Annotated in this window: 22 protein-coding genes; 12 read left to right on the forward strand and 10 right to left on the reverse strand. The window is 54.0% G+C overall.

The annotated features are described in order from the left end of the window. Positions 1–274: 274 nt before the first annotated feature. Positions 275–1,438 (reverse strand): iron-containing alcohol dehydrogenase, encoded by a 1,164-nt coding sequence (locus J2X61_RS25515; protein WP_310191792.1) that lies wholly within the window; start codon positions 1,436–1,438, stop codon positions 275–277. Between the two features lie 358 nt (positions 1,439–1,796). On the opposite strand from J2X61_RS25515, the gene J2X61_RS25520 reads away from it, so the two are divergent. From J2X61_RS25520 to J2X61_RS25530, 3 genes are all read left to right on the forward strand, one after another. Continuing rightward, on the forward strand, positions 1,797–2,666 hold the full coding sequence (locus tag J2X61_RS25520) for a GGDEF domain-containing protein (RefSeq protein ID WP_310191795.1): 870 nt from the start codon (positions 1,797–1,799) through the stop codon (positions 2,664–2,666). 70 nt (positions 2,667–2,736) lie between these two features. Then, positions 2,737–3,132 carry a VOC family protein gene (locus J2X61_RS25525; protein WP_274471823.1) on the forward strand — a complete coding sequence of 132 codons (396 nt, stop codon included), beginning with the start codon at positions 2,737–2,739 and terminating at the stop codon, positions 3,130–3,132. 150 nt (positions 3,133–3,282) lie between these two features. Next, positions 3,283–5,124 carry an ABC transporter ATP-binding protein gene (locus J2X61_RS25530; protein WP_274471822.1) on the forward strand — a complete coding sequence of 614 codons (1,842 nt, stop codon included), beginning with the start codon at positions 3,283–3,285 and terminating at the stop codon, positions 5,122–5,124. A 1,082-nt stretch (positions 5,125–6,206) separates the two neighbouring features. On the opposite strand, the gene J2X61_RS25535 is transcribed toward J2X61_RS25530, so the two are convergent. Further along, positions 6,207–6,830: an FMN-binding negative transcriptional regulator gene (locus J2X61_RS25535; protein WP_310191800.1), complete on the reverse strand. Its 624-nt coding sequence runs from the start codon at positions 6,828–6,830 to the stop codon at positions 6,207–6,209. Between the two features lie 177 nt (positions 6,831–7,007). On the opposite strand from J2X61_RS25535, the gene J2X61_RS25540 reads away from it, so the two are divergent. The 4 genes from J2X61_RS25540 (at position 7,008) to J2X61_RS25555 (ending at position 11,041) form a co-directional block, all read left to right on the forward strand. Then, positions 7,008–7,982 carry a Gfo/Idh/MocA family protein gene (locus J2X61_RS25540; protein WP_310191803.1) on the forward strand — a complete coding sequence of 325 codons (975 nt, stop codon included), beginning with the start codon at positions 7,008–7,010 and terminating at the stop codon, positions 7,980–7,982. Between the two features lie 201 nt (positions 7,983–8,183). After that, positions 8,184–9,239: an ABC transporter substrate-binding protein gene (locus J2X61_RS25545; protein WP_396135499.1), complete on the forward strand. Its 1,056-nt coding sequence runs from the start codon at positions 8,184–8,186 to the stop codon at positions 9,237–9,239. A 93-nt stretch (positions 9,240–9,332) separates the two neighbouring features. Then, the gene (locus tag J2X61_RS25550) at positions 9,333–10,247 is read left to right on the forward strand and encodes an ABC transporter permease (RefSeq protein ID WP_274471818.1); all 915 of its coding nucleotides are present in this window, start codon (positions 9,333–9,335) and stop codon (positions 10,245–10,247) included. Next, positions 10,247–11,041: an ABC transporter ATP-binding protein gene (locus tag J2X61_RS25555; protein ID WP_274471817.1), complete on the forward strand. Its 795-nt coding sequence runs from the start codon at positions 10,247–10,249 to the stop codon at positions 11,039–11,041. Before J2X61_RS25550 ends, J2X61_RS25555 begins: the two co-directional genes overlap by 1 nt. Before the next feature lie 84 nt (positions 11,042–11,125). On the opposite strand, the gene J2X61_RS25560 is transcribed toward J2X61_RS25555, so the two are convergent. Together J2X61_RS25560 and J2X61_RS25565 are read right to left on the reverse strand one after the other, a co-directional pair. Next, positions 11,126–11,623, reverse strand: coding sequence for a PepSY-associated TM helix domain-containing protein (locus tag J2X61_RS25560; protein ID WP_310191807.1), 498 nt, complete (start codon positions 11,621–11,623; stop codon positions 11,126–11,128). A gap of 178 nt (positions 11,624–11,801) precedes the next feature. Beyond that, positions 11,802–13,286: a DHA2 family efflux MFS transporter permease subunit gene (locus J2X61_RS25565; RefSeq protein WP_274471815.1), complete on the reverse strand. Its 1,485-nt coding sequence runs from the start codon at positions 13,284–13,286 to the stop codon at positions 11,802–11,804. A 125-nt stretch (positions 13,287–13,411) separates the two neighbouring features. On the opposite strand from J2X61_RS25565, the gene J2X61_RS25570 reads away from it, so the two are divergent. Then, complete coding sequence (locus tag J2X61_RS25570) at positions 13,412–13,951, forward strand: PadR family transcriptional regulator (RefSeq protein ID WP_274471814.1); 540 nt, start codon at positions 13,412–13,414, stop codon at positions 13,949–13,951. A gap of 168 nt (positions 13,952–14,119) precedes the next feature. On the opposite strand, the gene J2X61_RS25575 is transcribed toward J2X61_RS25570, so the two are convergent. Next, positions 14,120–14,605, reverse strand: a complete 486-nt coding sequence (locus J2X61_RS25575) for a hypothetical protein (RefSeq protein ID WP_274471813.1) — start codon at positions 14,603–14,605, stop codon at positions 14,120–14,122. Positions 14,606–14,851: 246 nt separating this feature from the next. On the opposite strand from J2X61_RS25575, the gene J2X61_RS25580 reads away from it, so the two are divergent. Both J2X61_RS25580 and J2X61_RS25585 read left to right on the forward strand, forming a co-directional pair. Then, entirely contained in the window at positions 14,852–15,529 is a 678-nt protein-coding gene (locus J2X61_RS25580) for a response regulator transcription factor (RefSeq protein WP_274471812.1), read from the forward strand. Next, positions 15,526–16,629 carry a sensor histidine kinase gene (locus J2X61_RS25585; RefSeq protein WP_310191811.1) on the forward strand — a complete coding sequence of 368 codons (1,104 nt, stop codon included), beginning with the start codon at positions 15,526–15,528 and terminating at the stop codon, positions 16,627–16,629. The genes J2X61_RS25580 and J2X61_RS25585 overlap by 4 nt, the downstream gene beginning before the upstream one ends. 441 nt (positions 16,630–17,070) lie before the next feature. Here J2X61_RS25585 and J2X61_RS25590 read toward each other — a convergent pair whose 3' ends face one another. The 4 genes from J2X61_RS25590 to J2X61_RS25605 all read right to left on the reverse strand — a co-directional run bounded on the left by J2X61_RS25590 (position 17,071) and on the right by J2X61_RS25605 (position 19,557). Continuing rightward, on the reverse strand, positions 17,071–17,457 hold the full coding sequence (locus J2X61_RS25590; protein WP_310191813.1) for an MmcQ/YjbR family DNA-binding protein: 387 nt from the start codon (positions 17,455–17,457) through the stop codon (positions 17,071–17,073). Between the two features lie 13 nt (positions 17,458–17,470). Next, entirely contained in the window at positions 17,471–17,863 is a 393-nt protein-coding gene (locus J2X61_RS25595; RefSeq protein WP_310191816.1) for a DUF2500 domain-containing protein, read from the reverse strand. A gap of 40 nt (positions 17,864–17,903) precedes the next feature. Then, a complete protein-coding gene (locus J2X61_RS25600; RefSeq protein WP_310191818.1) occupies positions 17,904–18,338 on the reverse strand; it encodes a GNAT family N-acetyltransferase in 435 nt (144 codons plus the stop codon). A 142-nt stretch (positions 18,339–18,480) separates the two neighbouring features. Beyond that, positions 18,481–19,557: a M42 family metallopeptidase gene (locus tag J2X61_RS25605; RefSeq protein WP_274471808.1), complete on the reverse strand. Its 1,077-nt coding sequence runs from the start codon at positions 19,555–19,557 to the stop codon at positions 18,481–18,483. Positions 19,558–19,710: 153 nt separating this feature from the next. Between J2X61_RS25605 and J2X61_RS25610 the strand changes: the two genes are divergently transcribed. Both J2X61_RS25610 and J2X61_RS25615 read left to right on the forward strand, forming a co-directional pair. Next, positions 19,711–20,436 (forward strand): MBL fold metallo-hydrolase, encoded by a 726-nt coding sequence (locus J2X61_RS25610; protein WP_310191821.1) that lies wholly within the window; start codon positions 19,711–19,713, stop codon positions 20,434–20,436. Between the two features lie 20 nt (positions 20,437–20,456). After that, positions 20,457–21,032 (forward strand): TetR/AcrR family transcriptional regulator, encoded by a 576-nt coding sequence (locus J2X61_RS25615; RefSeq protein ID WP_274471805.1) that lies wholly within the window; start codon positions 20,457–20,459, stop codon positions 21,030–21,032. Positions 21,033–21,152: 120 nt separating this feature from the next. On the opposite strand, the gene J2X61_RS25620 is transcribed toward J2X61_RS25615, so the two are convergent. Further along, the gene (locus tag J2X61_RS25620) at positions 21,153–21,764 is read right to left on the reverse strand and encodes a DNA-3-methyladenine glycosylase family protein (RefSeq protein WP_310191827.1); all 612 of its coding nucleotides are present in this window, start codon (positions 21,762–21,764) and stop codon (positions 21,153–21,155) included. Positions 21,765–21,858: the final 94 nt, after the last annotated feature.

Here is a 21,858-nt window from a genome sequence, read left to right on the forward strand (position 1 = left end):
GGAAAGCACCCGTTTCGCGGCTCAAGAGGAAATAGGACGCCTTATTTCCCGAATTTTGGCTGGAATTGAGTAACTTTGGGGCAAATAAGACCCTGTATTTCCATATGGCTCATGAATAGGGAGGTACTGGCGGGAATAGCGAACTGTATTTCCCTTTGGGAGGCGTGTAAGTGGTTGCGCACGCAGGGATTCGGTTGCTCATACCCATAGAACAGAGGGACTATCCCCATGCAGATGAATCTGCTGGAGGATAGCCCCTCTTTGCGCAACGACTTTATAGCGACATCTTGTAAATGTTGACGACATCTTCGCGCGTCAGCTTCTTGAAGTGGCCGAAATCACCGTACACCATCGCTTTATCGGCCATTTCCTCGATGGTGGAGTCATCGATATTGTAATCCGCGAGCCGGCTTGGCGCGCCGATCGAGGTGAAGAACGCGCGAAGCTGTGCGATGCCTTCCTCGGCGATCTGGCGGTCCGTTCTGCCGGCGTCCTGGACGCCGAAGACACGCTGCGCGAACTGCTTGAACCGCGCTTCGTTGGCATCCAGCGTGTAGGTCATCCAGTTCGGGAACAGGATCGCAAGACCTCCGCCATGCGGGATATCGTGAACGGCGGATACCGCATGCTCCAGATTATGCGTCGCCCAATCGCCGCGTACGCCCATGCTGAGCGTGCCGTTGAGCGCCATCGTGCCGGTATATAGAATCGTTCCGCGATGCTCCAGGTCCGTCAAGTCTTCCAGCAAGCGAGGCGCCGTATCGATGACCGTCCGCAGGATGGTTTCGCAGAAGCCGTCTTGTACCGGCGTGTTGGTGCCATGATGGAAGTACTGCTCGAACACGTGGGACATGATGTCGACCATTCCGTAGACGGTTTGGTTGGCAGGCAGGGAAACGGTGTGAGCCGGATCGAGAATGGAGAACTTCGGGAATGCGTACGGGCTGCCCCAGCCGAGCTTCTCCTTGGTCTCCCAGTTTGTAATGACGGAGCCTGAGTTCATTTCCGAGCCTGTAGCGGCAATCGTCAGCACGGTACCGAGCGGAAGCGCACCTGTAGCGGATGCTTTGCGCGTGACGATATCCCAGAAGTTCCCTTCATACTTGGCGCCAACGGCAACCGCTTTGGCACAGTCGATGACGCTGCCGCCGCCGACGGCCAGAATCAGGTCGATCTGCTGGCTGCGGCATAGCTCCACCCCGCGCTGCACAGTCGATAATCTTGGATTGGGCTCGACGCCGGGCAGCTCGAAAATCGCAGCATCCAATCCCTTCAAGATGTGAACTACCTTGGTGTATAGGCCGTTCTGTTTGATGCTGCCGCCCCCGTACACGAGGAGCACGTTTTTGCCATACTTCGGAATCTCCGTTGTCAGCTTCTCCAATTGACCTTGTCCGAAATGAAGCGTAGTCGGATTATAGAATGTAAAAGTATTCATCGAAATACCTCCTCGTCGATTAGCTATAGGATGTCTTACCCTTCCATTGTATAGATTGAAACTGCAAAAAACAAAATTGAACGATGTGCTGACGACGACAGGAAATCTATGCTGGATTGCTTAATGAAGGAGTTCCTGGAACGGTCCTAGAATTCCATGTCACGAAGGACTCCATTTCCAGGGAAGTGAAGGCAGTATGTTCAAAACAAGAAGGTCCGACCACATTTTAGAGATTGCCTATAGTTGTGTAAGGTGGTTTTTCGTACCGACCTCTACGCTTTTATATCTGAAATATTATCAGCACGGGAAGATGGACCTCATTCTATTTGCCGTCCTTTTTTCCGTTGCCGTTTGTTATATGGGAGTTACGGAGTATATTTTGCACCGGTCACCGATTAATTCCGCTTTATACCGTTATATGACAAGGCTAGGCGTGGTCATGGATTACGTCGCCTTCATCATGATTATCTCCCTGACCGGCGGTACGAAAAGCCCATTGCAACCGATTTCATATTTGATTCTTCTGCACGCCTCGCTCTACTGGAGCTTCACAGGCGCTATGGTGGCAACGTATATGGTCCTCATCGGCTATATCGGGGTCGTTTTCGTAGTGGACGGCGGATTCATGGCGGCCGATCTGCCGCGGCATTTATTTAATTTCGCCTTCACCGTCATGATCGGGGTTATCGGCGGGATCATCGTGGCCCGCGAGCGCAAGCATTTCGTAGAGAAGGGGATCTTTGAGAATCTGGCGAAAAAGGACTATCTCACAGGACTCTACAATCATCGCAGCTTTCAGGAGCAAATCCGGGAAACGATTACGCAGCGCAAGCATTTTACGCTTGTGATGTGCGATATCGATTATTTCAAAAAAATAAATGATCGCTATGGCCATCAAGTCGGCGATGCGGTCCTTATAGCGATCGGCCATCTACTGGAAACCGTCATTCCGGAGGATCAGGGCCGTGCTTTTCGTTATGGAGGCGAGGAGTTTACGATTATTTTGTTCACACCGGACCGCCAGCCGGCCATCGCATTGCTGCAGCGGTTCATCGCGGAGCTCAAGAAGCTTGAATTCGGCTCTGACGATGACAAGTTTGGCGTGTCGATGAGCTTCGGCGCGACAGTTCGCAAGAAGGATCAGAAATCGGAGGAGCTTGTAGCCGCGGCGGATATGCTGCTCTATGCGGCCAAAGAGCAAGGAAGAGACCGTGTCGTCTGGGGATAGGCCTTTACGGATATCCTATATTTTGAGTACATTGAGGAAAATATAATGAAACTTTAGGAGGATTTTTACGATGGCAAAACTGACTCCCTATATATACAGCAGCAGCGCTAGGGCGCAGGCGGATTTCTACGTCAAGGCGCTGGGCGGCGAAATCGTTTCGCTGCGCACGTTCGCAGATATGCCGGGTGCCGATGAGGCGGACCGCAACCGTGTGATGCATTTGGAGCTGCATGCGTTAGGGCTTCGTTTCTTCATGGCGGACTCGGGCACCGACGCGGTGAACCGGGGACAAGGCATGGACTTGTCGCTGGAATTTGCGAGTGAAGCGGAGGGGCGCCGAATTTTCGCGGCTTTATCCGAGGGCGGCAGGGTGATCATGCCGTTCGAGCGTATGTTCTGGGGGACGATGTTCGGGCGTCTGGAAGATCCGTTCGGCATCGTATGGCAGATCACAACGGAGACTTAGCCTTTAACTCCTCTACATCGCCGGACCGATTCGATCCTGTTTATATTCCGTTTAAAATACAGGTGTATAGTTCTTTTTGCCAAGAGAAACTGAAAAGAACATATAGACGAGACGGATCCATATCCGGTCGGGTAAAGGAGTAGATGAACTGTGAGAGAAGCAAGGAACGCGGCGGCTCAGGGAGCGGGCAATTGGCGGGGGTTTTTCCGCTTGATCCTGCAGGCTGAGCCTCCGAAGCTGTTGTTAAGCATAGCATTAGGATTAAGCATTATGTCAACGTTGGTGAGTTTGGTGATCCCGCTGTTTACGAAGAATGTCGTCGACAGCTTCTCGATCGACGCCTTGAACTGGATGCAGATCGGCGGTATGGCGGTCGCCTTCGTCGGTTCGGCCGTCGCATCCGGGGTTTCCGTCTATCTGCTGAATTATGCGGGGCAGAAAGTCGTGGCGGGCATTCGGGACCGGTTGTGGAAGAAGCTGCTGGTGCTGCCTGTCGGTTACTACGACAATCACCAAACGGGGGATACGATCTCCCGAATGACGAACGATACTGCGGTGATCAAAGGGTTGATCGCCGAGCATACGTCAGGCTTTGTTACAGGTCTTATTTCTATAGTTGGTTCAATCGTCGTACTGTTATATATGGATTGGAAAATGACGCTCATTATGTTCAGCGTGTTCCCGATCGCCTTCCTAATCCTCTTTCCGCTGGGGCGGCAAATGTTCAAAATCTCCAAAGGTATGCAGGCCGAGACCGCCAGCTTCACATCGGTACTGAATCGCGTTCTCTCCGAGATCCGCTTGGTGAAGGCGGCGAACGCGGAGCCTGTGGAGTATAAAGAAGGCAGCTCCGGCATTCAAAAGCTGTTCCAATTCGGCCTGCGCGAAGGCAAAATCCAAGCGCTGATGGCCCCGCTCGTTACCTTTGTCATGCTCATGCTGTTTGTCGTGCTGTTCGGTTACGGTGGGATGCGTGTGGCGTCCGGGGCGATATCGGCGGGTCAATTAGTCGCTTTCATGTTGTACTTATTCCAGATCGTGATGCCGATTACGCAAATCACCCAATTCTTCAATCAAGCGCAAAAAGCGATGGGAGCGACCGATACGATCCTGAAGGTGCTGGATTATGAAGAGGAGAATCCGTATGCCGGCGCCAATGTCACGAATGCTTCACAGTCGATCCGTTTCGACGGAGTCACTTACGGCTACAAAGAGGGAGAGTCCGTGCTGAAAGATGTCTCCTTCACGATGGAAGCGGGCAAAGTGACGGCCATCGTCGGTCCGAGCGGAAGCGGGAAGACGACGACATTCTCGCTGCTCGAACGGTTCTATTCGCCGCAGGCGGGCTCCATCACGTTAGGCGCGGATGCCATTGACCGGTTCTCACTCGTCTCCTGGCGGAGTCAGATCGGGTACGTATCCCAGGAAAGTCCGCTTATCGCGGGTACGATTCGGGATAATCTGTGCTACGGCCTGCAGCGGGAAGTGACGCTGGAGGAGATCAAGCAGGCTTCGCAGATGGCTTATGCGGACGCGTTCATTGAGGAGCTGCCGCAGCAGTATGACACCGAGGTCGGCGAGCGCGGCATCAAGCTGTCGGGCGGACAGCGGCAGCGGATTGCGATTGCGCGGGCTTTGCTGCGCGATCCGAAAATTCTTATGCTCGACGAAGCGACATCGAGTCTGGACAGCAAGTCCGAGGTTGTCGTGCAGCAAGCGCTGCAGAACCTCATGCAGGGACGTACGACGCTCGTCATCGCGCACCGCCTCTCGACGGTCGTCGATGCCGACCAGATCATCTTCCTGGACAAAGGCGTCGTCACAGGAAGCGGTACCCATCAGGAGCTGCTGGAGACGCATGAGATGTATCGCGAGTTCGCCACGCAGCAGCTGCAGATTCAGGAGCAGCTGGCTGCGGACGCTTCGCCTGTGTTGGCTGAGGCAGGCAAGGGACCCGCTGCCGCGGGGTCGCTGCAGCGCGAGATTCATTAGCGCTGCGGGAGGCATGGTTTTTGGGGTGGATAGAGTGGCTGGACAGTTGATCTGTTCGGCCACTTTTTTGTTGGAGGCGTGATGAGGCAGGTGGGGCTGCCTTAACGAAAGTCTCGCTCATAACGGGGATTTCTCCTGTTAAATGAAGTCTGATCGATCCACAAACGATGGATAACAGGAAAAACTCCTGTTAATTTCCCCCAACTTGCTGTCTTTTCGCGAAAAGTGGATGAAATAACGGGAGGAATTCCCTCTATTCGCACAACTGGGCCAATAACCTCGGAAATAACGGGAGAAATTCCAGTTACGCCACGGCCCGAGGATAAGAAAACAGCCCTCCTCAATGAGAGTCTCATACAGGGAGCAAGCATCCCTCGACAAGAGTCTCGCCCATAACGGGAAATTCTCCTGTTAAATGCAGCTGATGAACACCCAAACGATGGATAACAGGAAAAACTCCCGTTAATCTCCCTCAACTTGCTGTCATTTCGCGAAAAGTGGATGAAATAACGGGAGGAATTCCCTCTATTCGCGCAACTGGGCCAATAACCTCGGAAATAACGGGAGAAATTCCAGTTACGCCACGGCCCGAGGATAAGAAAGCGGCCCTCCTCAAGGAGAGTCTCATACAGGGAGCGGGCATCCCTCGACAAGAGTCTCACCTATACCGGAGCAGGCCTCCCTCAACAAGAGTCTCGCTCATAACGGGAATTTCTCCTGTTAAATGAAGTCTTATCGATCCACAAACGATGGATAACAGGAAAAACTCCTGTTAATTTCCCTCAACTTGCTGTCTTTACGCGAAAAGTGGATGAAATAACGGGAGGAATTCCCTCTATTCGCACAACTGGGCCAATAACCGCCGAAATAACGGGAGAAATTCCAGTTACGCCACGGCTCGAGGAGCTCCTCAACGGAGAGTCTCAACCGGAGCGGGCACCGCTCTGCAGGCAACCCGCATGCTCTGCCAGCCTCCCTGTCCGTCGCAACCCACATCCTCCCGCCAGCCTCACTGTCCGTCACAATCTGCGCATGCCCCGCTAGCCTCCCTATCCGTCGCAACCCACATCCTCCCGCCAGTCTCACTGTCCGCCGCGAGCCGCAAAGTTCTGCCTCATCAGCGCCGCGATCTGATTCTCATTTTCCCGGTTAAGCTGCTCCAACCGTTGAATGACGAGCTCCTGACGCTTGGCAGGATGGTTTTGGCTCAGCTTCGCCTTGCCTTCCATGCGGGTGATGCCGATCCGGAAGCCTTGAACCCCCTTGCTTAACCCGGCCAAATAGGCGGCGTCCACGTCGGCCAGCTTATACGGGCTATCGGACGCCTCGTATTTGACGACCAAGTCCTGCATGGCAGAGAGGGTTTCTTCGGTGTCATGAACCATCTGGACCCGCCCATAGACATGGACAGCTACATAGTTCCACGTTGGAACCGAGGTGCCGGTCTCGTACCAGGAAGGGGAGATGTAGCAATGAGGTCCTTGGAAAATAACGAGCGCCTCCTGACCCTCCAGATCGGTCCATTGCGGGTTAGGACGCGCGAAGTGGCCGAGAAGACAGCCGTTCTCCCTATCGAGCGTAAGGGGGAGATGCGTAGCGAACGGACGGCCTTGATGCTGGGAGACCAGCGTGGCGAAGCCGTTTTGTTCCATGATATCGTACATCAGACGAACATCCTGTATTTCGAAATGGGCAGGGACATACATGCGTTGGCTCACCTGTTTCGTTAGATTTTCCGACATTATAGCAACATGGGCGGGATAGACATAGTGCCAATTGCAGCGATATCTTTTGTACCAATTGAAATAGGTTCGGAGGAGGAGAGGCGCGTGTGTCGAATGTTATGAAGTAACAAATTGCATAGAGCTGGAGGGAATCGGTGTATGGATAAGGTTCGATGGGGGATTATCGGCTGCGGCGACGTGACGGAAGTGAAAAGCGGGCCTGCTTTTCAGAAAGTGAACGGGTCTGAGCTTGTTGCCGTTATGCGGCGCAATGGCGCGTTAGCGGAGGACTATGCCAGAAGGCACGGGGTAGCCAAATGGTACGACGATGCGGAAGCGTTGGTGAATGATCCTGATGTGAACGCAGTTTACGTGGCGACGCCTCCTGGTTTCCATCGGGATTATGCCGTGATGGCAGCGAAAGCGGGAAAGCCGGTCTATGTCGAGAAGCCGATGGCCCGTAATCATGAGGAGTGCCTCGAAATGATCGCCGTTTGCGAAGCAGCGGGTGTGCCGTTATTCGTGGCTTATTACCGCAGGGGGCTGCCAAAGTTTCTGCAGATCAAAAGCCTGCTGGACAGCGGCGTTATAGGCGAGATCCGCTTCATCCATACGACCTATCTCCAGATGCTGCGAGAGGACGCGGGGCAAGAGCTCCCGTGGCGCATTCAGCCCGAGCTGTCGGGAGGCGGTCTGTTCGTGGATTTGGCCAGCCATACGCTCGATATTCTGGATTATTTGCTCGGACCGATAGGCGAAGTGAAGGGCTTTGCCAAAAATCAGAGCGGACAGCAACAAGTGGAGGATATCGTAACAACCGCCTACGCGTTCGAGTCCGGCGTGATGGGCACGGGCATTTGGAGCTTCAACAGCTACAAGCGCAGCGATGTGAACGAGATTGTAGGTTCCCGCGGGAAAGTGGCGTTCTCGACATTCGGCGACGATCTTCGCGTGGAGACGGCGGACGGCGAAGTGCAGACATATACGATTCCGAATCCGGCGCATGTACAGCAGCCTCTGATCGGGATGGTTGTGGACGAGCTGAGAGGTCTGGGCACAAGCCCGAGTACCGGCGTTACGGGGGCGCGGACGAACCGGGTGATGGACGAGCTGCTTCGCGGCTTTTATAAATAGGGATAGCGGAAAGACTGCGCCAAATTATGACATGGTGCATAAAACAATTGACGGAAACACGCGTACCAATTAAACTGTGGTTAATTAGAAAATGGGCTTGGCCTATATCGGTATACCACGGCACTTTGATGAACAAAAGCGTTAAAGTGATGAGTGGACGACGGGTTCAAGCTGGCCAAATGGGTACAAAAGAGAGGGGTAATGAGGTTGAAAAAGAAAGCACTTGCATCACTTGTATTATCAGCAGCTCTTATGGTCGTGGCCGGTTGTGGCCAAAAGGCGGCAACAACGCCGGCGGCAGGAGGCGCATCAGCAGCTCCGGCAGCGACGGCAGCCGCATCGAAGACGTACAAAGTAGCAATTTCACAAATCGTCGAGCACCCTTCGTTGGATGCTACTCGCCAAGGCTTCCTGGCCGCGCTGAAAGATGCCGGTATCGTGGAAGGCACGAATTTGAAAGTCGACTTTAATAACGCGCAAGGCGATCAAACGAACAACTTGTCCATCGCGCAAAAGATCGCTTCCGCTGACAATGATTTGGTGCTTGGAATCGCTACGCCATCCGCTCAAGCGGTCGTACAGCAAGTGAAGAAAGCCCCGATCCTTTTCGCAGCCGTAACGGATCCGCTGGCAGCGAAGATCGTCACGAATGTAGATAAACCGGGAGGTACGGTTTCCGGAGCATCGGATACGAACCCGATGGCTGTCGCTCAATTGATGGATTTCGTAGCAGCTAACATGCCGAAGGTGAAAACGGTTGGTCTTGTCATCAACGAAGGCGAGCCGAACGCAGTAATTATGGCCAAAAATGCAGAGGAAGCGCTGACGAAGCATAACATTAAACTGGTGAAAGCGCCAGTAACCAATACATCCGAAGTGAAGCAAGCCGCTCAATCGCTTGTAGGACGTGCGGACGCGTTCTTGATCACGCTGGACAACACCGTTGTTAGCGGTGTGGACGGCATCATTCAAGTGGCCAACGAAAAGAAAATTCCGTTCTTCTCCAGTGACCGCGATACCGTGGAAAAAGGAGCATTCGCAACGGTTGGCTTCAAATATTACGATCACGGCTACCAAGTAGGGCAAATGGCTGTCGAAATTTTGAAAAACGGCAAAAAGCCTGCCGACATGAAAGTGACGGTTCCAGACAAGCTGGATTTGATCCTGAACCTGAAAGCGGCTAAAGCGCAAGGTATCGAAGTGACGGATGCCATGAAAAATGCCGTCAAAGACAAAGAGAAAAACATCATTCAGTAATGGATAGGATAAGAGGGGTGGACGACACTTTCGTCCGCCCTTTTTTTCTCTCGTCGGACGCATCTGTGAAAATAATAAGGAGGTTGTTCACCTATGATGGAATCCATGAACGGCGCCGTTGAGCTGGGGCTTCTCTATGCGTTGATGGCGCTGGGCGTTTATATTACATTCCGAATTCTCGACTTCCCTGATTTGACGGTGGACGGGAGCTTTACAACCGGCGGCGCAATAGCTGCCATTATGATTGCTAACGGATACTCGCCGCTGCTGGCTTGCGTGGCGGCCTTTGCCGGCGGCCTTGCTGCCGGTGCTTGTACGGGCTTGCTGCATACCAAAGGGAAAGTTAACGGACTTTTATCCGGTATTTTGATGATGATCGCGCTCTATTCCATTAATATGCGGATTATGGGGAAACCGAACATTTCGCTGCTGGGTGCGGACACGATGTTCACGTCGATTTCTCCTATTGCCGTCGGTTTCATCGTTGTCATTCTGTTCAAGCTGCTGTTGGACGGCTTCCTGCACACGGATCTGGGACTATCCCTGCGAGCGACGGGGGATAATGCCCGGATGATTCGCAGTTTCGGGGCGAATACGGATAATACGACCATTCTGGGCATTAGCTTGTCGAACGGTTTAGTGGCTTTGTCCGGCGCGCTGATTGCCCAGCATTCCGGATTTGCGGACATCTCCATGGGAATCGGGATGATCGTCATCGGTCTGGCTTCCGTCATTATCGGGGAAGCGATCTTCGGTGCTAGGTCCGTATTCCGGGCGACGCTGGCCGCTGTTCTGGGCTCGATTGTGTACAGAATCGTCGTAGCGTTGGCGCTGCGCGTGGAGTGGCTCGACGCTTCCGACTTAAAGCTGATTACGGCGATCATCGTTATCATCGCGCTAGTCCTGCCATCGGTGCAGCGTTCCATCCGCCAGAAAGCAACCGCCAAGCGGCGTTCGGCTGAACTGACGGCGCGGGCCGTGCAATTGAACAAGGGAGGTGGCCGCTGATGCTTCAGCTTTCCAATGTATCCAAGCTGTTTAACCCGGGTTCCGCCGATGAGAAAATTGCGCTGATCGGCATCAACTTAACCTTGAAGCCCGGCGACTTCGTCACGGTCATCGGCAGTAACGGCGCCGGCAAATCGACGCTGATGAACATCATCTCCGGCGTGATGACGCCCGATGCCGGTGAAGTGGCGATCAATGGTGAGAAGATCCACCATTTGCCGGAGTACGAGCGCAGCCGTTGGATCGGCCGCGTCTTCCAAGATCCCATGGCGGGGACAGCCCCTCGTATGACCATCGAGGAGAATCTCGCCATGGCCTATACCCGCGGGAAGAAGCGCGGGCTAAGCTTCGGCACGGGAGCGCGCCGCCGTGCGGTGTTCCTGGAGCAGCTGCAGCGTCTCGGCATCGGCCTGGAGGGCCGTCTGCGCGCCAAGGTCGGCCTGCTCTCCGGGGGAGAGCGGCAAGCCCTCAGCTTGCTGATGGCTACGTTCACGCAGCCGCAGATTCTGCTGTTGGACGAGCATACCGCCGCGCTGGATCCTGCGCGGGCGGAGCTGATTACACGATTGACCGAGGAGATCGTGCGCGAGATGAAGCTGACCACGCTGATGGTCACGCATAACATGGAGCAGGCGATCAGGCTCGGCAACCGCCTGATCATGATGGATAAGGGCCGCATCATTCTGGATGTGAGCGAAGAACGGAAGAAGAACTTGACCGTCGAGCAGCTGCTCGGGGAATTCGAACAAATCAGCGGCAGCAAGCTGTCGGATGACCGCGTAGTGCTGGGATAAGTAGTAAAGCCTTCAACCAGAGGAAATGGTTCCTTGGTTGAAGGCTTTTTGTGTAAGTAAGCGCCCTGACGGCGATGCAGATGATTAAGCTTCTTGTGCCGCGGATCGGCGTCTTTTTCTTTGCATGCTTTGTGCCCGAAGGGTTTTGATCGACAGGGTGATCCCTGTGACAGTGAGGACGATCATACTGATCGCGGTGAGATCGACAAGCCACTTCACATTCGTATTGCCGATTCTGCCTTCGTGCAGGTTCTTAATGAAACCGGTAACCCCGGCCTGTCCTCCCGGACCGGCACCGCCGCCAGGAAACGGCCGTTGACCTTGCATTTGACCCTGCATTTGACCCTGCGTCTGACCTTGCGATGTCCCTTGTCCCTGAGACTGATCTTGGTTTTGGTTCTGCCCCTGGGCTAGTCCAGCCTGATTTCCGGCATTCATAGTTTGCATCATGCCCTGAGGCGGTCCCTCGGAAGCGCCGGTTAACCACTTCTCGGATAACAGTAACCCCGTTACCGATTGAATGAGAATAAATACCGAGCAGATCATCCCGATCCATAAATGCAGTTGTCGCGTTCTCTTCATATGCCCCCGCCTTTTTCCAATTAGTTTATTATATAAAGGGAGTATAGAGGCTATCGCTGAAAAGCATCTGAAGCTTCGCTGAGCAATTGCTGAGAAAAAAGAAAAGCCCCTTCCCGGCTGAATGTGCAGCCTAGGCAGAGGCAATGGTAATGGTATTTGTAATACGCAACCGTCCTTATTATTTGGCAATTTCAGCTTTGACTGCAACTGCAGCGGGAGCGGAAGCTTCCTTCTCGGCCGAGCGTTTGCCGACGAACAAACTCAGCGGCAGAGCGACCAGCACGATGAAAGTAGCGAGCAAATACACGTCATTGACGCTCATTGTGAAGGATTGCATCCCGATGACCGCTTTATCTTGAATCCCGCCGGCGGCAAGATCCGTGGCGTGTTTCGTCGATTGGGCCGCCAGCACCGAGGTGAACAAGGCGATGGCGAAAGAGCCGAACACGTTGCGCACCCAGTTGCTCATGGAAGTGGCATGGCCGGACAGCGTCCGCGGAATTTGTTCCATACCCGCATTGCTGGCAGGCATCGTGGCGAAGGCGATCCCGACATTCCGCACGATCATCCAGAACAGGATGTAGCCGCGGGAGACGTCGACGCTAAGCCAGCTAAGCGTTAGCGTACCTACGGCGATAAGGGCGATCCCTACGAAGATCAGGATGCGCGGACCGACCACACTGTACAATTTCCCGACAAGCGGCATACACAGCGCCATAGCCAGGGAGGCCGGGAGCAGAATCAAGCCGGTATCAAGCGGCGTAACATGTTGAATATTTTGCAGGAAAATAGGGGTTAGGAACGTACCCGAGTATAAGCTGATCGTAACGATACTGGAAATAATCAGCGTCAGCGAGAAACGCGCATTCGTCAGAACGCGAACGTTCAACAACGGGGTTTCCGCGCGCAGCTCTCTCCAGATGAAAAGTCCGAGCACGACGACGCCTGTTGCGAACAGCCCGATAATACGGCCGGAAGTCCAGCCCCAGGCATGGCCTTCGGAGAACGCGACAAGCAAGGTAAGACTGCCGATCACAACGGTGATTAAGCCGATGGCGTCGAACCTCTTCGGTACGGAAAGACGGTAGAACGGAATCAATCGGATAACGAGATAAGTAGCAATAAGGCCGACAGGAACATTTAACAGGAACAGCCAGTGCCAGCTCCAGTTCTGGAGAAGCCAGCCGCTAAGCGTAGGGCCGATGGCAGGGGCCATCATGGCGGACAGGGACCATAGGGAAATCGCAATCGGCTGCTTCTCGCGCGGAATCACTTGGTACACGATAGTCATCGTCGCCGGCATGATGAGACCGCTGAAAGCCCCTTGAATAATACGGAAAGCGATGAGTGACGGGGCATCCCACGCAATCGCGCATAACAACGAAAAGACGGTGAAACCGACGAGCGCCAGAGCGTACAGCCGCTTATAACTGAACCTCTCGCCCAAGTAACCGGTGATCGGCGCGATCGTACCGCTGGCAAGCATGAAGCCTGTGATCGTCCACTGGATTTTGCTCAAATCACTATGGAAATGCTCGCTAAGAATGGGTATAGCAATATTAATGGTGCTCATACTCAGGATCGAAACGAACGATCCGAAGAAGATAGCAATCATGATTGGCCAGAAACGGACTTGCTGCAAATCGTCCTTGCTCACTTTCATCCTCCACTCCATCCATTGAATGTCTATGATTGAACTTATTCGCCGGATTCTCTATAATTTTGAATGAAAATCATCATACTACCAAAGTAGACATATGTCAATTATGACATAACAAGGAGTTTCGTATGAATACCCTTTCTTATGGCTTGCTAAGCCTGTTATCCAAAAACTCCCGAACCGGCTATGAGCTCATGCAGCACATACAGCCTTTCTGGCCCGCGAAACACAGTCAAATTTATCCGCTTCTCGCTCAGCTCGAGCAGAAGGGGTGTGTTGAGTTTGTTCATGTGCCCCAATCCGATAAACCGGACAAGAAGGTATATTCTTTGACCGACACGGGTCTAAAGGCACTTCAGGAATGGATCGGCATGCCGACTGACGCACCGGCGACTCGCGATGAGTTTGCCTTGAAGGTGTATTGCATCGGTCTTGTCAGCAAAGCTGAGGCGATGAAAATGCTCGTTGAGCGCGAGGACTACTATATAAAGAGGAAAGTGCATTACACGCAAAGCTTCGAGAAGCTCGTCAAGCTAAGCGAGAAGCCTTTGGAGGAATTGGAGATGGATGAGCCTTTATTCGGCAACTACGTGCTGTTGCGCAAAGCGCTGCATAAATTGGATGCGGATCTGAATTGGTGCGAGTGGATGAAATCGAAGCTGAAATAGGCAGTCGTATGGCGGGGGTAAAATGGTGCGCAGGCTCTGGCTAACGGACACCAGAGCAGCTATTCAAGTTCTCCTGCGTCTGAAATAGATACTCCCTTCAATCTCTTGTTCTACTTCGGTCAAAATACAGCTTGTCCGCAAGGGACAGGCCTCTTGGCAATTTTCCCTCTAGCTGCCCAGCTCCTGAATGACCGTCTGGATCTTCTGCAGACGTATATACTCCGACTTCTCCAGCTGCGGGCGGAAATAAGCATACAACCATGCGGCATCTTGGAACTCCAGACCCGGATAACAAACGACTTCCCGCACGACATTCGGGTTGTCCATAATGACCTGCCATTCGCCTGTTCGCTCATTCGCAGCGATGGAAGAGAGAACATGCTTCTTCGCGGCCAGATTGGCGCCCAGCTCCGCCCAGATGCATTCCCACGACGGGCTGAACCGAACCGGCTCCGGAAACAGGCGGGCAGCTTTGGCCAGTACCTTCTCCAGCTCAGGGATGTCCCTGTCGGAGGCAGCTTTGATAGCTTCGGTCAGGCCGTCAAGCAGACGGCGGAAACCGGCATAACCCTCGGCATGCACCTCTTGCTGATAAGCAGCCTCGGCCTCGGCGCTCTCTAAACTGGAAAACTCGGCATATGTATCATGTAGCATACGGTGCGGTCCCCCCAGAAACGATACTTTCTCCAAAATGTATCATAAATATTTTTCCAAAAAAAGCCTTTACATTCTCGAAATCTCCCTCATGGTTTACATTCAGTTTATAAAAATCGCTTAAGCTACTTTCATCTTATGAATTACTAAAATTCGCCGGCCTCATGTTTCGGTATGTAGCGATGACGATAATTGGTGATATTATGCCCATAGAGAAGCGCGGCAAATACAAGGGAGTGGTACAAGATGGCTACAATTCTCATCGTAGACGATGATCCTTATATTCGCGAGTTGGTTCGCGTGTTCATGCTGAACGAGGGCTTCGATGTCGTGGAAGCCTCTGACGGCGAAGAAGCGCTCAAGCAGCTGGAAACCGTCCAGGCGGACATGGTGATCATGGATATCATGATGCCGAATATGGACGGTTGGGAGCTGTGCAAGGAGCTCCGCGAGCACTATGACATCCCGCTGCTCATGCTCACCGCCAAAGGGGAGACGGCGCAGAAGGTCAAGGGCTTCGAGCTGGGCACTGACGATTATCTCGTCAAGCCCTTCGAGCCTGTTGAGCTCGCCATGCGGGTGAAAGCGCTGCTGAAGCGCTACAAAATCGCTTCGTCCCAAACGGTTCAAGTCGGAGACCTCACCATGAACCGCAAAACGTACGAAGTCACCGCAGGCTCGGAGAGCATAACGCTGCCGCTTAAGGAATTCGAGCTGCTCTACAAGCTTGCGAGTTATCCGGGCAAAACCTTTTCGCGGGACCAGCTCATCGAGCAGATCTGGGGGTTCGACTATGAGGGCAACGAGCGCACCGTCGATGTCCATATCAACCGGCTGCGGGAACGTTTTCCGGAGGAGGCTCATGCCTTTCGCATTGCGACGATCCGCGGGCTCGGCTACCGGATGGAGGTGCTGCGACCATGAGCAGAAGGCGGGGGAAGTCCGCACGAAGCAACATGACCCGCCGGCAGCGGGTTCGCAATACGCTTTTCACGTTCGGCATCATTCTGCTCATCATCTTGTATTGGTTGGGAGCTTTTTATGGGACCGGGTGGCTGTATGACTACTTGAAGAAACGTCCTCCTGAAGTCGTCGCGCAGCTGATTAATTGTGTCGGCGGCATGGTGCTATGGGGCTTCACGATGGCTTGCTTGGGGCGCTTTTTCCGCAGTGAGCAGATGAAGTTCTTTCAAACGATGATTGCCGCCATCCAGAGCATGTCCAGGGGGAATTTCAATGTGTCCGTAGACAATAATCCGCACAACGGGCCTTTCGTCGAGCTGGTCGATTCCATCAACAACATGGCCGTAGAGTTAGGGCAGCTGGAGCGAATGAGGCAGGAATTCATTTCGAACGTTTCCCATGAAATACAATCGCCTCTCACCTCGATAAGCGGATTCTCCCGCGCATTGCAGAATGAGCGGTTAACGCAGGAGGAACGCAAGCATTATTTGGAGATCATTGAAGCGGAGAGCACACGCCTCTCCAAGCTAAGCGATAACCTGCTGAAACTGTCGTCGCTGGAGTCTCAGCACCACCCTTTCGAGCCGAAGAGCTACCGGCTGGATAAGCAGATCCGCAGTCATATTTTGGCTTGCGAGCCGCAATGGGTGGAGAAGCATATCGATATGGACATCGAGCTGGAGCCGGTCACCGTAACGGCCGATGAGGATTTGCTCAGTCAAGTATGGACGAATTTGATTCATAATGCCGTCAAATTCGCGCCGCCGAATGGCACAATCAGCGTCCATGCTGCGGGTAACGGCCAGGAGGCCGTCATCCGAATCTCCAACAACGGGGAGCCTATCTCGGAGGAGGATTTGCCGCACATTTTCGAACGCTTCTATAAAGCGGATAAATCCAGGAACCGCGCTGCCGGCGGGAATGGGCTGGGGCTGTCGATCGTGAAGAAAATTATCGACATGCATAGCGGGACAATAGCTGCGGAGAGCGATTCCGGGAAGACGTCGTTCACGGTTCGGCTGTCAGCACAAGAACAAATAGAAACCTCCGCTTATCGATGATAACCGGAGGTTTCTAAGTTTCGCTAAAAGTATTCAATTGTTCTTTCACACACTCCAATCAACCAACTGACGTTGCAAATTACGACTAGGTGATTACGAATCCTTTCCTCGGAATAAACGCGTAGCACATTTACCGTCTCTGGATTCCCACATGCCCGATGAACGTTACCCGTTCCCGCACCTTTTCTCCCGTCGCTTGAAGATAAAGTGGGCATGTTTCGCTAACGTTGTCCATTGGACTATCCCCTCTCTCAGAGAGTGCCGGCTGCTTTCGGGAGTCCTTACCGCTGTAAGGCTTGTCCGTCAAGTGAGCCTGATACCAATATAGCCCATTATTAAAATTTTGTAAATATTCAGAATATTCGATAAAAAGTGATTTATGCTGACTTTTTGGACGTATTCTTCAAAAATCTCTCGATTACATGGTTTTTAGTGGTTTGGTTACGTGCCTTTGGCCTGGAGCAGCGCAAGCAGCTTCTTCGGAGCGGTTCGGGCATAGCCCTCTCTGATGAGATCCGTTATTTCCTCCCAAGGTACCCGGTCCGTACCGATGAAGGAAACCCATCCGTGCTGGCCGATATAGGGGGTTCTGCGATAAGCGGTGTCCTCTTGCTGGAGGAGGAACTCTTGAGTCGTCATCTGGGTTTTGATGGCTGTCGAGGGCTGTCCGTCCGATTCGCCCATCATGATGAACGGTTTATCCTTCACCCGAAAGGTGATATGGCCGAAGCCGTCTACTTTCTCTTCGACTTCGGGCAGCTGCCGGCAGAAATCCCGTACCTTCGCGACCCAGGCCAAACTTTCGGCGGTCTCGAATTTGTAAGTCATGAACGTATCCTCCTTAGGATAGATGGGATAAATTGCGTGTAAAGCTTTTGAACCGGGTTCCCTGATACATCAGTATGCCCTGATCTCCTTCGACGATATAACCGAATTGGTCGCGCCCTACGCGCAGCTCCAACCGCCTCCGGTCTTCGAATTCGAATGTCGCGTAATAGCGCGTATTCGTACTGGAATCACCAGAACCTCCGCTGACATGCATGCGCCTGGCTACGACTTTGCAGCTGAGGCTTTCGATCGGGGAAGCGTTATTAGCGGACCATTGCAGGACACCCTTGATGATCAGGACGATGATGAAGCCGCCAATCAGCACGCACAGAATCGTAAAAATAAGTATAAAAAGGCCTCCGGTGCCATCCGTAGGGAAGGGGCCTGAGTTTAATCCGGTTGACATGGCATTCACCCCTTAAATATTGATGGTACTGCTGCGGCTGCTAGAGGAATCTCTTAACGAAGCGATACCCCGTTTCGTGAAAGCCGCATACTTTCCGGTTGTCGGTATGGTTCTCTGCGCCAGTGATCCACCACATGCCCGAGCAGGCGTGCTTCAGAGCAAGCTGCTCGGCATAACTCTTCAGCTTGTTACCGGCTGCCTGCGGACTGTTCGATTCATCTTCCTCTATGGATATGACGGAGATTTCGCTGAATTTAATAATGTCATCCTCAGAATGGCGAATGCGAAACCCCAGCGTGCCCAGAATCCGGTTCTCCTCTTCATATACATAAAGAGATTCATCGGGGTTCTCGCGCATGAAATGCAGCCGGTTCTCGATGTGTAACGGTGAAATCAGCTTGCCCGTTCGCTGGGAGACGAAGCTGCTGATCTCCTCGGTATCCTGGGTTGTTGCTTGTCGAATAATGTACGTCATGCTCTTCCTTCTTTCTTACGGCCTATGATTCTACTAATTATACCATATATTGGAACATAAGTTCTACATTTGTATATAAACATTACGAGGCGATTGCCAAACACGTAAAAAAGCCCGCCAACCGGCGGGCTGTATTTCATGGTTACGCTTGAGCATGAATGGTATTCAATGTTGTGCGGTCGCTCGCTCGCACTAACTTGATGAGAAGCTCCTTGGCAGCGGCGTAGTCGTCTACGTGCAGAATCGATGCGGACGTATGAATGTAGCGCGCGCAGACGCCGATGACTGCTGACGGAACGCCCGTACCAGACACATGCACGAGTCCGGCGTCGGTGCCTCCGCCGGAGATAAAATACTGATACGGAATCTGATGCGTCTCCGCCGTATCCAGAATGAACTCGACCATCCCGCGATGGGTAATCATCGTCGGATCGAAGATGCGCAGCAGCGCCCCGCGCCCGAGCTGCCCGTAGGCGCTGCGGTCGCCGGTCATATCCCCGGCGGCACTGCAATCCAGCGCGTAGAACAAGTCGGGCTGGATGAGGTTCGCGGCCGTGCGTCCGCCGCGCACGCCGACTTCTTCCTGTACGGTCGCGCCGGCGTACAGCACATTCGGGAGCTTCGGCCCGCCGTGAAGCTCCTTCATCAGTTCAATCGCCAGGCCGACGCCGTAGCGATTGTCCCATGCCTTGGCCATAATCCGTTTCGGATTGGCCAAGGGCGTGAACGGGCAGATCGGCACGATCTGCTGCCCGAGCTTGACGCCGATGCGCTGCACATCGGCTTTGTCTTCCGCGCCGATGTCAATGTACATCGTCTTGATGTCTGCGGGCTTGCTGCGTGCCGCCTCGTCCAGCAAGTGCACGGGCACCGAGCCGATCACGCCGGTGACCGGTCCCTGCGCGGTCATGATCTGCACGCGCTGCGCGGGCAGCACTTGGCTGAACCAGCCGCCAAGGGGCTGGAATTTGATCGTACCGTGCTCGGTGATGCCGCTCACCATGAAGCCGACTTCGTCGAAATGGCCGGCCACCATAATCCGCGGACCGGCCTCATCGCCGCGCAGGACGCCGAATAGACTGCCGAGGCCGTCTTGGACGAATTCGTCCGTGTATTTGGCCATTTCCCCGCGGACGAAGCTGCGTATTTCACGCTCGAAGCCAGGCGCTGCCTGAAGCTCGGTCAATGTCCGGAAAAGTTCTAACGTTTCAGTATTCATAAGGAATCCTCACTTTAGCAAGATTAGAAGTAGAGATAGCTTTATTTTACCATAACGGAAAAAATAATTGAGGGTTGGGAGCAATCCCCCTTTACAAAACTAATGTAATTAGTTATTATACTAATATAAATAGTAAACGGGAGGCGTTCGAAGATGAAATTAACACAAATCGGGTTTTTATATCAGGTGGCTTTCATGCCTAATTTTTTCCCAGTGAATTGTTATTTGGTGGAAGAGGAGAGTGAGCTGACGCTCATCGATGCGGCGCTGCCATTCAGTGTCAAAGGCATTCTTGAGGCATCTCGGCGCATCGGCAAGCCTATCACCCGCATCGTGCTTACCCATGCGCATGGAGATCATGTCGGGGCGTTGGACCGGTTGAAGCTGGAGCTTCCGCAGGTGAAAGTCCACATCTCGCGCCGAGATGCGAAGCTGCTCGCGGGCAGCAAGGAGCTGGAAGCCGGGGAAGGTCAATCGCCGATTAAGGGCGATGTGCCGAAGGCAATCCGGACGAAGCCGGATGTGCTGTTGGCGGACGGCGACCGGATCGGCTCGCTGCAAGCCGTTGCCGCACCGGGGCATACGCCGGGTTCGATGGCTTTCATTGATGTGCGCAGCCGTGCGTTGGTTGCGGGCGATGCCTTTCAAGTTCGCGGCGGAGTGGCGGTGTCCGGGCTGATGAAGCTGTGGTTCCCTTTCCCGGCGCTGGCGACTTGGAACCGTGAGGTGTCGCTGGACAGTGCGCGGAAGCTGAGGGCGCTGGCGCCTTCGGTCCTCGCGGTGGGACACGGCAAAATGATTGAGCAGCCGCTTACGGTGATGGACCGGGCTATTGAAGAAGCGGCTAGAAAGTTTCGCCTGGAGAAAGCTAACATTTAGAGTAAAGGAAGAGTGGGATTATGGCACAGCGACAAGGACTGGACGCAGCGAATGTGCTGCAGGCAGCGGTAGAAATAGCGGATGAGACGGGTGTGGAAGGGCTGACTTTGGCGGCTTTGGCCGCCAAGCTGAACGTGAAAACACCGTCTCTTTATAATCATATCAAGGGGCTTCCCGATCTTCGGAAGCAGCTCTCCCGGCGCGGGCTGCTGCTCATTAAGGCTGCGATGGTCGAAGCGGTGATCGGCAAAGCGGAGGACAGCGCCTTGCTGGCGGCGGGCTTCGCCTACGTCAATTTCGCCAGGAAGCATCCGGGTCTCTACGAAGCCATTTCAATGCTGCCCGATTACGAGGATTCCGAGCTGAAGGAAGCGGGGCAGGACGTCGTGCTTTTCCTGCTGCGCATCCTGGAGCCGTACGGATTGAGCGAAGAGGACGCGCTGCATGTGGTGCGCGGCTTCCGCAGTATGGTGCACGGCTTCGCCTCGCTGGAGGGACAGAACGGGTTCCGGATGGATTTGGAGCGGGATGAGAGCTTGCGGAGGCTGCTGCAGACGTATTTGCGGGGGCTGCGGGTTCCGCTGCATGAAACATAAGGCAAAGATTCTCTGCTAACGGACACAGAGGCTAATAGGGTCTCCGGTGTCCGTTAGATTGCATATGGGACAATGATGAGGGGTATAGCTGCCGTGGAGCATTAGCAGTAAACAGCCGCGCTAGCATGCTAGACGCCGGGCTGACGAGGCTGCGGGAGCCTGGATGCAGCATGAAGTAGCATGACGCAGCACGAAGCGGGCGACCACTGCCTTGCAGCGGCCGAACCCGCCTAGCGTCAAGTCAGCTGCTCTATCGGCAGGCCGGAGTCGACGAAGCCTTGGTCCACCGCCTGCCACAGGTACAGAGAAGCGAAACTGCGGGGCGATTTGGCCCAAATAGTTGCCGTCCTTGCGCTCGTCCAGCTGGTGCAGCCAACGGGCTGCGCGCTGGAGCCCGGCATCGCCGACGGACATGACATCCGCCCGGCCGAGCGCGAAAATCATAAACATCTCGGCCGTCCAAACGCCGATGCCCTTGACGCCGGTCAGCTGCCGGAGCAGCTCTTCGTTGTCGAGCTCGCGCAAGTTGTCGAGGCGCAGTTCGCCGGCGATAACTTTGCTGCTAAGATCGCGGATGTAGCGGATCTTGGGAAAGGACACGCCGCATTGCCGAATGGCGGCCTCATCGGCCGCCAGCACTTGCTCCGGCGTAAATTCCGGCACGGCCAGCTTGACTCTGGCCTTGATCGTGGCTGCCGCCTTGGCCGAAAGCTGCTGGGAAATAATCGACATGGCCAGCGACTCAAAAGGCTGGGCGCTCGGCGTCAGCGTCAGTTCGCCCACAAGGCGAATGAGGCGCGCCAACCGGCTGTCCGCTTCGGACAGC

It is taken from the genome of Bacillus sp. 3255 (assembly GCF_031456485.1).
Classification (GTDB): domain Bacteria; phylum Bacillota; class Bacilli; order Paenibacillales; family NBRC-103111; genus Paenibacillus_E.

Excerpts from the sequence above, each read along its gene's own strand:
- J2X61_RS25515 (WP_310191792.1), bottom strand. The coding sequence starts at position 1,438 with ATGAATACTTTTACATTCTATAATCCGACTACGCTTCATTTCGGACAA.
- J2X61_RS25520 (WP_310191795.1), top strand. The coding sequence starts at position 1,797 with ATGGGAGTTACGGAGTATATTTTGCACCGGTCACCGATTAATTCCGCT.
- J2X61_RS25525 (WP_274471823.1), top strand. The coding sequence starts at position 2,737 with ATGGCAAAACTGACTCCCTATATATACAGCAGCAGCGCTAGGGCGCAG.
- J2X61_RS25535 (WP_310191800.1), bottom strand. The coding sequence starts at position 6,830 with ATGTATGTCCCTGCCCATTTCGAAATACAGGATGTTCGTCTGATGTAC.
- J2X61_RS25540 (WP_310191803.1), top strand. The coding sequence starts at position 7,008 with ATGGATAAGGTTCGATGGGGGATTATCGGCTGCGGCGACGTGACGGAA.
- J2X61_RS25545 (WP_396135499.1), top strand. The coding sequence starts at position 8,184 with ATGAGGTTGAAAAAGAAAGCACTTGCATCACTTGTATTATCAGCAGCT.
- J2X61_RS25550 (WP_274471818.1), top strand. The coding sequence starts at position 9,333 with ATGATGGAATCCATGAACGGCGCCGTTGAGCTGGGGCTTCTCTATGCG.
- J2X61_RS25555 (WP_274471817.1), top strand. The coding sequence starts at position 10,247 with ATGCTTCAGCTTTCCAATGTATCCAAGCTGTTTAACCCGGGTTCCGCC.
- J2X61_RS25560 (WP_310191807.1), bottom strand. The coding sequence starts at position 11,623 with ATGAAGAGAACGCGACAACTGCATTTATGGATCGGGATGATCTGCTCG.
- J2X61_RS25565 (WP_274471815.1), bottom strand. The coding sequence starts at position 13,286 with ATGAAAGTGAGCAAGGACGATTTGCAGCAAGTCCGTTTCTGGCCAATC.
- J2X61_RS25570 (WP_274471814.1), top strand. The coding sequence starts at position 13,412 with ATGAATACCCTTTCTTATGGCTTGCTAAGCCTGTTATCCAAAAACTCC.
- J2X61_RS25575 (WP_274471813.1), bottom strand. The coding sequence starts at position 14,605 with ATGCTACATGATACATATGCCGAGTTTTCCAGTTTAGAGAGCGCCGAG.
- J2X61_RS25580 (WP_274471812.1), top strand. The coding sequence starts at position 14,852 with ATGGCTACAATTCTCATCGTAGACGATGATCCTTATATTCGCGAGTTG.
- J2X61_RS25585 (WP_310191811.1), top strand. The coding sequence starts at position 15,526 with ATGAGCAGAAGGCGGGGGAAGTCCGCACGAAGCAACATGACCCGCCGG.
- J2X61_RS25590 (WP_310191813.1), bottom strand. The coding sequence starts at position 17,457 with ATGACTTACAAATTCGAGACCGCCGAAAGTTTGGCCTGGGTCGCGAAG.
- J2X61_RS25595 (WP_310191816.1), bottom strand. The coding sequence starts at position 17,863 with ATGTCAACCGGATTAAACTCAGGCCCCTTCCCTACGGATGGCACCGGA.
- J2X61_RS25600 (WP_310191818.1), bottom strand. The coding sequence starts at position 18,338 with ATGACGTACATTATTCGACAAGCAACAACCCAGGATACCGAGGAGATC.
- J2X61_RS25605 (WP_274471808.1), bottom strand. The coding sequence starts at position 19,557 with ATGAATACTGAAACGTTAGAACTTTTCCGGACATTGACCGAGCTTCAG.
- J2X61_RS25610 (WP_310191821.1), top strand. The coding sequence starts at position 19,711 with ATGAAATTAACACAAATCGGGTTTTTATATCAGGTGGCTTTCATGCCT.
- J2X61_RS25615 (WP_274471805.1), top strand. The coding sequence starts at position 20,457 with ATGGCACAGCGACAAGGACTGGACGCAGCGAATGTGCTGCAGGCAGCG.
- J2X61_RS25620 (WP_310191827.1), bottom strand. The coding sequence starts at position 21,764 with ATGTCGATTATTTCCCAGCAGCTTTCGGCCAAGGCGGCAGCCACGATC.